The following is an 8965-nucleotide window of genomic DNA, read 5'->3' as shown; positions in this document are numbered from 1 at the left end:
CTATTTTATGCTCAATTATAAAAAGGATAACATTTGGAAAGGTTTGGGATTTCAGGCTGGGATATCTGTAGTACATTATTCCAATGCCAATGTCAAAGCGCCCAACAATTCTACAAATACGTTAGCTTTTAATATTGGTGCCAATTATCTGTTGGATGATGATAAAGAACCCGATTTTCAACCTTCAACCGAAAATAAAAAGTTTACTGAAAAAATAAAATACAACCTTGTTTTTAGTGCTGGTGTTAATGAAAGTGATGTGGTGGGCATGGGTCAATTTCCATTTTATAATCTGTCTTTTTATGCCGATAAACGCATTAACAGAAAAAGTGCACTTCATGTTGGCACCGAAGTGTTTTTTGCGAATTTTTTAAAGGAATTGATTTATTATTATTCTGTCGCTTATCCAGAATATAATGTCGACGCTGATACAGACTACAAGCGATTGGGCGTTTTTGTTGGGCACGAATTGTTTATCAATAAAATGTCTTTCATCACTCAATTGGGTTATTATGCGTATTATCCTTATGATTTTGAAGGCCGTATTTATAATAGAATTGGTTTGAAACGCTATTTTGGAGATCAGTTTTTTGGAGCGATTACTTTAAAAGCGCATGTTGCCAAAGCCGAAGCAGTGGAATTTGGAGTGGGCATTAGGTTTTAAAATAAAAACATGAAAAAATCAATTTACTTTTCTATCGTCATTTTATTGTTTTCTTGCAACGGAACGAATGTACCCGATTGTTTTCAAAACTCTGGAGCTATTGTTCAAAAAGAAGTTGTTGTTCCAGATTTTAGTAGCATTGTGGTTTTTGAACGTGTACAGCTTATCATCAAACAAGCCGCGGAACAAAAGGTTATTATTGAAACTGGCGAGTATTTAATGGATGATATTGCAGTTAGTGTTGATAACGGCCAACTTATTTTAAAAGATGATAATGGTTGCAATCTTGTAAGGGATTATGGTATTACTAAAATTTATGTGAGCGCACCAAATATCACCCAAATCCGATCGAGTACCGGATTGACTACTTTAGGTCAGGGCGTTTTAAACTATCCTAATTTATCATTGATTTCTGAAGATTTTGGACAGGAAGGTAATTATCATACGGTTGGCGATTTTAAAATGGAAGTCAATTGCCAAAACCTGAATGTCCTTAACAATAACCAATCGCACATGTTTTTAAGTGGAACGGTTGAGCATTTAACCATTGGATTTTATGCCGGTAACTCACGCTTTGAAGGACGGCATTTGATTGCGCAAAACATCAATTTTTTTCAGCGCAGTAGTAATGATATGATCCTTAATGCGAGAACATCAATAAAAGGAGAAATTAGAAGTACGGGCAATGTTGTTTTAGTCAATGAACCGCCAGTGGTTGACGTACAAACGTTTTATACGGGCCGTTTGATTATTGAATAACAGCTTATTGTGCTGTTAATTCCCTGAACAAACTTTCTAAGTTTTTGTTTTTTTGATTCAATCGTAAGATTTTTAAACCGTTGTCATGTGCAAAATCAAACACTGATGGGCGCATATCTTCTTTAGTCGAAAACGTGAGTTCATATATAAAATCATGCGTGTTCTTGACTTCCTGTATATGCTTTAAACGATTCAAAAAAGCATCTTCGACACGATAATCAAACTCTACTTCAATAATCTGTTCTTGATCGGCTTTTAGATCGTCTAATTTTTTATCGGCAACAATTTCACCTTTATTGATAATAATAACACGATCGCAAATGGCTTCTACTTCTTGCATGATATGTGTAGAAAGGAATATGGTTTTTTCTTTGCCCAATGATTTTATCAAACGTCTAATGTCCACCAACTGGTTTGGATCTAATCCAGTAGTAGGTTCATCCAAGATCAATACTTCTGGGTCGTGCAATAATGCCGTTGCTAATCCTACCCGTTGACGATAACCTTTTGAGAGTTGACCAATTTTTTTATGAGCTTCTGGAGTAAGTCCGGTAAGTTCAATCACTTCATTGATTCGGGATTTTTGAACTTTGTACACATCTGCATTGAATGCCAAATACTCCTTAACATACATTTCTAAATATAAAGGATTGTGTTCTGGCAAATAGCCAACTTGTTTTTGAACCTCTAAGGCGTTTTTTTGCACATCAAAATCATTGATTTTAGCGTCACCATTTGTAGCATTGATATAAGTGGTCAAAATTTTCATCATCGTTGATTTTCCAGCACCATTCGGGCCTAAAAAACCGACAATTTCTCCTTTTTCTATTTTGAAGGAAATTGCATTCAGTGCCTTTTGATTGGCGTAAACCTTGGTAAGTTGATTGACTTCAATGGACATAGTTCAAAATTTTGCTCAAAAGTAAGCATTTTAGACATGCCATGAATTAACGAAATCGTTGTAATTAAAAAAGAATTAAAAAAACATTTTGTTTATCCATTTTATTATTTACTTTAGCGAAATCAAATTATGAAAACAATTAATTTTACATATCAAAACTGGTTTTATTTCTTTTTTAGCAAAAGGAACGAGACTTCGTATGTATAATTTATTAAGATAAATTTAGTATAAAGGTCTCGATGAAAATCGGGACCTTTTTTGTTTTAAGAAGGTTAAAAACACACCGTATATGTTAATTACAAAGAAATCGTCAGTTGAAGAAGATCAGAAAAATATGATAAAATCTGTGGCCATACAAGGCGTAAAAGGGTCATTTCATCATATTGTTGCGCAAGAGTATTTTAATGGTTTATTGGAAAGTATTGATGAATGCCTGACGTTTGATAGTGCCGTTCAAAGCGTTTTGACCCACAAAACGGATGCGGTAATTATGGCTATTGAAAACTCGATTGCAGGCTCTATTATTCCAAACTATGCTTTGATTGATGATAATAAACTGCACATTATTGGTGAGCATTATTTAGATATCCAACATCATTTAATGGGATTGCCGGGTCAATCCATTGAAGATATCCATGAAGTGTATTCTCATCCGATGGCCTTGTTGCAATGCAAAAAATTCTTTAAACAATATCCTCATATTAAGATGGTGGAGGATAAAGATACGGCCGAAGTAGCACAGCGTATTCAAGAAAAACAACTCAAAAATGTAGGCGCTATTGCAAGCCGATTGGCTTCGGAGTTATTTGAATTGGAAATTATCGCAGAAAGTATCCAAACCATCAAGCAGAACGAAACCCGTTTTGTGATTGCTAAAACGAGCAATGGATTTTTGGATGAAAAAGAGATCAATAAAGCTTCATTAAAATTCACGTTAGATCATAAGCGTGGTAGTTTGGCATCGATACTTAATGTGATGAGTGATTGTAGGATGAACCTTACCAAAATTCAATCGTTGCCCAAAATAGATACACCTTGGAAATATGCCTTTTTTGTGGACGTTACTTTTGAGAAATACGATGATTATAAAAAAGCAAAATCAATAATGGAAATAATGGCTGAGGAATTTAGAATTCTTGGCGAATATAAAAACGCACGACAATGATCACTTTTGCAGACAGATTAAACACGGTAGAAGAGTACTACTTTTCGAGAAAATTACGAGAAGTAGCCCTATTAAAATCACAGGGAAAGCCAATTATCAATTTAGGAATCGGTAGTCCGGATATGGAACCACCGGCACGCGTTATTTCGGCAATCAACGACAGCATGAAAGATGCCGTTGCACACAAATACCAAAGTTATCAGGGTTTGCCGGAACTGCGTGAAGCGATGACTGAGTTTTACATGCAACATTATGGGGTTGGATTGAGTCCGTTGACAGAAGTGCTGCCGTTAATGGGAAGTAAGGAAGGCATCATGCATATTTCGATGGCGTTTTTGAATCCTGGTGATGAAGTCTTGATCCCAAATCCTGGATATCCAACTTATTCATCAGTGACAAAATTGGTTGGTGCAGTTCCAGTCTTTTATGATTTGGTAGCTGATAATGATTGGTGTCCCGATTTGGTGGCATTAGAAAAAAGTGATTTGTCAAAAGTAAAAATCATGTGGGTAAGTTATCCACACATGCCAACAGGTGCAACGGCAAGCAATAAGGTTTTTGAAAACATAATTGCATTTGCAAAACGCCATAATATTTTGGTCATAAACGATAATCCATACAGTTTTGTTCTGAACGACTATCCTCGTAGTATTTTAAAATATAAAGATGCCAAAGAGGTATGTCTAGAACTCAATTCGTTAAGCAAAACTTTTAATATGGCAGGTTGGCGCGTAGGAATGGTGCTGGGAAAACAAGAGTATATCAACGCCATTTTAAAAGTGAAAAGCAACATGGATTCGGGCATGTTTTATGGCATCCAGATAGGTGCGATTGAAGCGTTAAAATGTTCGAAAATGTGGTTTACGAGTTTGAATAGCGTTTATGAAGAACGCCGACAAAAAGTATGGGAATTGGCGCGAGCCCTAAACTGTACTTATGACATAAATGCAACCGGACTTTTTGTTTGGGCAAAATTACCACAAGCTTTTAAATCTGTAGAGTTTATTGATAAAGTGTTGAAAGAGCATTCCATATTTATTGCTCCGGGAACCATATTTGGGAGTAATGGCGAAGGTTATATTAGGTTTTCGTTATGTGCGCCGTTGGAGGATTTGCAAGATGCAATTTCTAGAGTAACGCGCGTTGCCATTGAGCAGTAATCAATCGAAGTTAACAATGTCAAATATTACAACAGACATATTTATAACAATATATTTTTAATGAAAAACATATACATCATAGGTGTCGGATTGATTGGGGGAAGTTTGGGCCTTGATATAAAAAAACACGATCCTAAAGTAAAGATTTTCGGAATCGATCATAATGAAAACCATTTGGATGAAGCGTTGCAACTTAATGTCATCGATGCTAAAGCCACATATGAAGATCTGAAAAATGCCGATTTGGTTATTTTGTCAATTCCGGTGGATGCGGCGGTCGTTGAAATTACAAAAGTGTTGGATCTGGTTTCTGATAATACTTTGGTAATGGATGTGGGTTCGACAAAATCAGAAATCTGTAAAGTTGTGGACGGACATCCCAAACGTCGTAACTTTCTTGCAGCTCATCCTATTGCGGGTACTGAGTTTTCTGGGCCAAAAGCAGCCATTTTAGGGCTGTTTCAAAATAAGACCAACATCATTTGTGAAGTAGAAAAAACAGCTTTCAAGCTTCAGGAAAAAGCACTTCAATTGTTTATGGATTTGGGAATGCGTATTCGTTATATGAATCCAGAAGCGCATGATATCCATATTGCCTATGTGTCGCATTTATCGCACATCAGTTCCTTTATGTTGGGTAAAACAGTCATTGATAAAGAACGAAACGAGCGCGATATTTTTGATATGGCAGGAAGTGGATTTGCATCAACGGTTCGTTTGGCCAAAAGTTCGCCCGAAATGTGGACGCCAATTTTTAAACAAAACAAAGTCAACGTTCTGGAAACTTTGGATGAATACATTGTCAATCTGAAAAAATTCAGAGATCTTATATATGATGATGATTTTGATTCTATCTATCTGGAAATGAAAAATACTAATCATATCAAAGAAATATTAAACGGAATACAATAAAAGAAGATTTTAAAAAGTCTAAATGTCAGGTTTCTATCACTAAAAACTTGTAAAATATAGGATGAAACTTGAAATGTTAAATTTGGAAACACTAAACAATTATGGAAAACAAGAAAGAATTAAGAACGTGGTTAGATGATTTAAAGCTAGATCATCCTTTAGTTATTGCTGGACCATGTAGTGCAGAAACAGAAGAACAAGTATTGGGCATTGCGCGTCAATTAAAAGACACCGATGTGAACTATTATAGAGCCGGAATTTGGAAACCTCGCACACGTCCTGGAATGTTTGAAGGTGTTGGTGCTTTGGGATTAAAATGGTTGCAAAGAGTTAAGGAAGAAACCGGTATGAAAACGGCCACTGAAGTAGCTAACAGAGCGCATGTTGAGTTGGCTTTAGAGCATGATATTGATTTGCTTTGGATTGGTGCACGATCAACCGTAAGTCCATTTATAGTTCAGGAAATTGCAGATGCTTTGGAAGGAACCGATAAAATTGTGTTGGTTAAAAATCCGGTCAACCCAGATTTGCCATTGTGGTTGGGAGCAATTGAGCGTTTGGCATCAGCTAATATTAAAAAATTGGGTGCTATTCATAGAGGTTTTTCAACGTATGAAAAAACAAAATATAGAAATAATCCAGAATGGCAATTGGCTATTGAATTGCAAACCAAATTTCCTGACTTGCCATTAATTAATGATCCATCACATATCACAGGAAAGCGCGATATGATTTTTGATGTGTCGCAAACTGCTTTAGATTTGAATTTTGATGGACTTATGATCGAAACGCATACAGATCCTGATGCCGCTTGGAGCGATGCTTCGCAACAAGTTACACCAAAAACTTTGGTTCAAATTATGCGTGATTTGCGTATCAGAAAAGAATCTGATCCTGAGGCTGAATACAATGCCAATTTAAATCATTTAAGAGCTCAAATAGATGTGGTCGATAATCAACTTATTGAAATGATCGGGAAACGCATGAAATTTGCAGATGGTATTGGTGCACTTAAAAAGCAGAAAAACGTTGCGGTTTTACAAAGTAAACGCTGGAATGAAATTTTAGGAAATATGGTGTTGGAAGGTGAGCAAAATGGATTGAGTGAAGAATTTATCCTTAAAATGTTTAAGGCTATTCATCAGGAATCTATCAATCACCAAGAGCGCGTGATAAATAGTTAAAAACAAAAGGCTGTCTTCCGATGGAGGCAGCCTTTTATTTACTTTTCAATTCTCGAGATATAAAATTTCTAAGTTTGAAAACCTGAAGGTTTCGAAGCCTTAGTTTTTAGTATAACTTAATCGTCGAGAAGCTTTTCTCATTAATACATTGATTAAATCTTCGGAGCTGCTTCCCAGGCCACCACTCACCTTTTTGTTGTAATTCCACAGTAATACGCCATCTTCGGCATTATGAACATTCATGTTTATTACCGCACTATTTGTAGCACCACCAAAACCAATAAGTAGGCCTAACGCAACGGAGGCTCCTTCCGACATTGGTTTGTTTGTTTCAAAATCGCCAGAAATTACAGAATCTACACCAAGAATTTGAGCGAGTTCTTGAGGGGTGTAATCCATTATATTATTATAATTAATACCGTTTTTGTTTAATATGGCTGTAGTGGTTCGTGCATCTTGAATGTCAATAGATTTCAAGTCACCTCTTTTTTTACGTTTCAAAAACCAAGAGTAAAGTGCAGTCTGAATGCCTTCGCCTTCAGCTTTTTCTAGTCGTTCAAACTGTTCAGTGGTCATATCCTTCATTTGTTTGGGCCTTAATTTCACTTTAGTTTTAAAAGGCACAATACCTATAATTCGATGTGACTCAGAAATTTTGTCGAATTCGGGATTTTCATAGAGATGGGTTTGAGCATTTAGATTTACAATAAAAGTAAATAACAAAATAGTCGGTAGAAGTTTTTTCATGTGTTTAGGTTAGGTTTAAAATTTAAATGCTAATATACATTTTTGTTCAATTAAATAATTGTTATTTTGTTGCTAAAACGTAATTGATGACAGGGACCGTTTATAAATCTACCGGAAGTTGGTACACCGTAAAAACAGCGCTTGGCGCGGTATATGATTGCCGTATAAAAGGACGGTTTAGAATAAAAGGTATTAAAAGCACCAATCCGATTGCGGTGGGTGATGTTGTGGATTTTTCGGTGGAAACATTAGATAATGTTACTACTGGAGTTATTCATAATATCCATGATCGTGAAAACTATATCGTGCGCAAATCGGTGAATTTATCAAAGCAAACGCATATTATTGCGGCCAATATTGATACGGTGTTTTTATTAGTAACGATTAATAATCCACCAACATTGACCAGTTTTATAGATCGTTTTTTGGTGTCCACGCAAGCGTATGGCATCAAAACCATTTTGGTATTCAATAAAATGGATACTTATGATGAGGAAAATACGATGGAAGTAAAATATTTGGCATCTATCTATAGAAAGATTGGTTATGAATGTGTTGAAGTTTCTGCACTTACAGGGCACAATATCGATCATTTAAAAGTATTGATGACAAATAAAACAAGCATGTTTGCAGGACATTCCGGTGTTGGAAAATCCACTTTAGTCAATGCCATAGAACCTGGTTTGGATCTTAAAACCAAGGAGATTTCCATGCTTCACATGCAAGGACAGCATACGACTACTTTTGCAGAAATGTTCGATTTGAGCTTTGGTGCCAAAATAGTAGATACGCCAGGAATTAAAGGTTTTGGCGTTGTGGACATGGATAAGGAGGAAATTGGCGATTATTTCCCTGAGTTTTTTGCACTTAAACAATATTGTAAATTCAATAATTGCATTCATGTTGAAGAGCCGCAATGCGCTGTTAAAGAAGCGTTGGATAACGATGAGATTTCTTTTTCACGCTATCGAAGTTATTTGCAGATTTTAGAAGGGGATGATGAGCATTATCGAACGGAGGAATGGGTTAAATAAGTATGCAGATGATGGTGCCAACCTGCAAGGTTTACTTGCTTCGCTGCATGAGATCGCTGCGCTAAGTTTTAAAACCTTGTAGGTTTCAAAAAAAAACAATAATTTTTTAAATTTTTCTTTTTGGGATATAAAAATTCATGAAAGTAGTCGTTCAAAGAGTGTCAAAAGCAAGTGTTACAATTAATAACGAAAAAGTAGCATCCATCGGATCGGGATTACTTATTTTATTGGGAATTGTCAATGAAGACACACAAGATGATATTGAATGGCTGACCAGAAAAATCGTCAATCTCCGCGTTTTTGATGATGAAAACGGTGTGATGAACAAGTCGCTTTTAGATGTTGATGGCGATGTGATTGTAGTCAGTCAGTTTACGCTTCATGCGCTAACGAAAAAAGGAAATCGACCGAGCTATATCAAAGCTGCAAAACCGGATAT

Annotated in this window: 10 protein-coding genes; 8 read left to right on the top strand and 2 right to left on the bottom strand. The window is 35.9% G+C overall.

The features are described 5' to 3' along the window. Positions 1 to 664: acyloxyacyl hydrolase (locus VNJ50_RS14375; protein ID WP_325582987.1), on the top strand; the 664-nt coding region annotated here is incomplete at its 5' end. A gap of 9 nt (positions 665 to 673) precedes the next feature. Next, complete coding sequence (locus VNJ50_RS14370; RefSeq protein WP_325582986.1) at positions 674 to 1423, top strand: head GIN domain-containing protein; 750 nt, start codon at positions 674 to 676, stop codon at positions 1421 to 1423. A gap of 4 nt (positions 1424 to 1427) precedes the next feature. Here the strand turns inward: VNJ50_RS14370 and gldA are convergent, their stop codons facing one another. Next, complete coding sequence (gene gldA / locus VNJ50_RS14365) at positions 1428 to 2324, bottom strand: gliding motility-associated ABC transporter ATP-binding subunit GldA (RefSeq protein ID WP_325582985.1); 897 nt, start codon at positions 2322 to 2324, stop codon at positions 1428 to 1430. A 334-nt stretch (positions 2325 to 2658) separates the two neighbouring features. Between gldA and VNJ50_RS14360 the strand changes: the two genes are divergently transcribed. The 4 genes from VNJ50_RS14360 (at position 2659) to VNJ50_RS14345 (ending at position 6745) form a co-directional block, all read left to right on the top strand. Further along, positions 2659 to 3489, top strand: a complete 831-nt coding sequence (locus tag VNJ50_RS14360) for a prephenate dehydratase (RefSeq protein ID WP_325582988.1) — start codon at positions 2659 to 2661, stop codon at positions 3487 to 3489. Further along, complete coding sequence (locus tag VNJ50_RS14355) at positions 3486 to 4649, top strand: pyridoxal phosphate-dependent aminotransferase (RefSeq protein WP_325582984.1); 1164 nt, start codon at positions 3486 to 3488, stop codon at positions 4647 to 4649. The genes VNJ50_RS14360 and VNJ50_RS14355 overlap by 4 nt, the downstream gene beginning before the upstream one ends. Before the next feature lie 60 nt (positions 4650 to 4709). Continuing rightward, positions 4710 to 5561, top strand: a complete 852-nt coding sequence (locus VNJ50_RS14350) for a prephenate dehydrogenase (protein WP_325582983.1) — start codon at positions 4710 to 4712, stop codon at positions 5559 to 5561. Between the two features lie 101 nt (positions 5562 to 5662). Beyond that, positions 5663 to 6745 carry a bifunctional 3-deoxy-7-phosphoheptulonate synthase/chorismate mutase type II gene (locus tag VNJ50_RS14345; RefSeq protein WP_325582982.1) on the top strand — a complete coding sequence of 361 codons (1083 nt, stop codon included), beginning with the start codon at positions 5663 to 5665 and terminating at the stop codon, positions 6743 to 6745. Between the two features lie 99 nt (positions 6746 to 6844). On the opposite strand, the gene VNJ50_RS14340 is transcribed toward VNJ50_RS14345, so the two are convergent. Further along, positions 6845 to 7492, bottom strand: coding sequence for a hypothetical protein (locus VNJ50_RS14340; protein WP_325582981.1), 648 nt, complete (start codon positions 7490 to 7492; stop codon positions 6845 to 6847). An 86-nt stretch (positions 7493 to 7578) separates the two neighbouring features. Here VNJ50_RS14340 and rsgA point away from each other — a divergent pair, with 86 nt between their 5' ends. Beyond that, positions 7579 to 8526, top strand: a complete 948-nt coding sequence (rsgA, locus tag VNJ50_RS14335; protein WP_325582980.1) for a ribosome small subunit-dependent GTPase A — start codon at positions 7579 to 7581, stop codon at positions 8524 to 8526. A 137-nt stretch (positions 8527 to 8663) separates the two neighbouring features. Next, positions 8664 to 8965, top strand: a 302-nt coding sequence (gene dtd / locus VNJ50_RS14330; RefSeq protein WP_325582979.1) for a D-aminoacyl-tRNA deacylase, incomplete at its 3' end; no start/stop codon positions are given.

The sequence above is a fragment of the Gelidibacter sp. genome, assembly GCF_035577925.1.
Taxonomy (GTDB): domain Bacteria; phylum Bacteroidota; class Bacteroidia; order Flavobacteriales; family Flavobacteriaceae; genus Gelidibacter.
This window is presented reverse-complemented; position numbering and strand designations above follow the sequence as displayed.

Bases quoted from the DNA above. Each gene is read 5' to 3' on its own strand.
- VNJ50_RS14370 (WP_325582986.1), top strand. From the start codon at position 674: ATGAAAAAATCAATTTACTTTTCTATCGTCATTTTATTGTTTTCTTGC.
- gldA (WP_325582985.1), bottom strand. From the start codon at position 2,324: ATGTCCATTGAAGTCAATCAACTTACCAAGGTTTACGCCAATCAAAAG.
- VNJ50_RS14340 (WP_325582981.1), bottom strand. From the start codon at position 7,492: ATGAAAAAACTTCTACCGACTATTTTGTTATTTACTTTTATTGTAAAT.
- VNJ50_RS14350 (WP_325582983.1), top strand. From the start codon at position 4,710: ATGAAAAACATATACATCATAGGTGTCGGATTGATTGGGGGAAGTTTG.
- rsgA (WP_325582980.1), top strand. From the start codon at position 7,579: ATGACAGGGACCGTTTATAAATCTACCGGAAGTTGGTACACCGTAAAA.
- VNJ50_RS14345 (WP_325582982.1), top strand. From the start codon at position 5,663: ATGGAAAACAAGAAAGAATTAAGAACGTGGTTAGATGATTTAAAGCTA.
- VNJ50_RS14360 (WP_325582988.1), top strand. From the start codon at position 2,659: ATGATAAAATCTGTGGCCATACAAGGCGTAAAAGGGTCATTTCATCAT.
- VNJ50_RS14355 (WP_325582984.1), top strand. From the start codon at position 3,486: ATGATCACTTTTGCAGACAGATTAAACACGGTAGAAGAGTACTACTTT.